Raw genomic sequence first — 998 nt, 5'->3', positions numbered from 1 at the left:
GAAAAACTAAAATCGAAGGTTATGTAAGATATTTATAGTATCGATCGCAAATAAACACTAAATAAATATTTAATCTTCGTTAGTGTAGGGAATGGCATAAGTCTTTAAATTAATGGCATAAGCCTTTAAATATATGCCTGTAAATACCCCTTCACCTTAATGCTTTGTTATACTCAGCTTTGGTGAAGGGGGGTTTATGCACAAATTGTCGCGAAAAATTAATAATAGAGCGCCCAACCGCGTAGTAGGCTCATTCCCAAGTGTAAAACTTGGCAGAATGATCAAATGGGACTCGCAGATTGAGCGTGATCTCCTTTACTATCTTGAGTTTGATGATGATGTAATTGAATATTTTGAACAACCCATAAAATTCAAATACCTTCACAATCATACATATCATTATTACTTCCCTGATTATGAGATTCGGAGAAAATCTACAAGCAAGCTCAAGTATGTAGAGCTTAAACCAGAATCCGAGTTACTTAAAAATGAAATCAGACTGAAATACGAAACAATCGCCACTGCCATGGACGAGGCAGGTCATGATTTTGAAATAATTACAGAGAAATCACTTCGAGAAGAACCACGCTTCTCTAACCTCAAATTATTAAACAAATACTATAGAGACAAAGCCTGCCCAGTGTTAATTGGAAGAGTAAAACGAGATATTGAAAACTCTTTTTCATCTTTTTTAACTCTTGGGGAATTAGCCTCTTTTGAGTATCTAGATAAATACGACTGCTATGTGTTGATAGCCAATCAAGTTTTCAGTTTCGATATAGATTGTAGGTAATGGCATAATTCTTAAAATTATGGGCATAAACCTTTAAATATGTGGTCATAAATATCCCTCACCTGATGACTTTGTTATAGTTAGTCATGTGAGGGATTTTTTATGCGTGAATTAGCGAGAGAGATTAACAATAAAGGACCAAACCGAGTTGTGGGCTCATTTCCCAGCTTTAAACTTGGCAGAATGGTCAAGTGGGATTCACAAA

The 998-nt window shown here is 35.3% G+C and carries 1 protein-coding gene; it reads left to right on the top strand.

Features of this window, described 5'->3' with window-relative positions; genetic code table 11:
• Window positions 1-196: 196 nt before the first annotated feature.
• Window positions 197-793, top strand: a complete 597-nt coding sequence (locus tag B4K20_RS09390) for a TnsA endonuclease N-terminal domain-containing protein (protein WP_286304705.1) — start codon at window positions 197-199, stop codon at window positions 791-793.
• The last annotated feature ends 205 nt before the right edge of the window (window positions 794-998 follow it).

It is taken from the genome of Methylophaga sp. UBA5088, assembly GCF_002414625.1.
GTDB classification, from domain to species: Bacteria; Pseudomonadota; Gammaproteobacteria; order Nitrosococcales; family Methylophagaceae; genus Methylophaga; species Methylophaga marina.
Note: the sequence above shows the minus strand (reverse complement) of the source record. Positions and strands in the feature narration are given on the sequence as shown.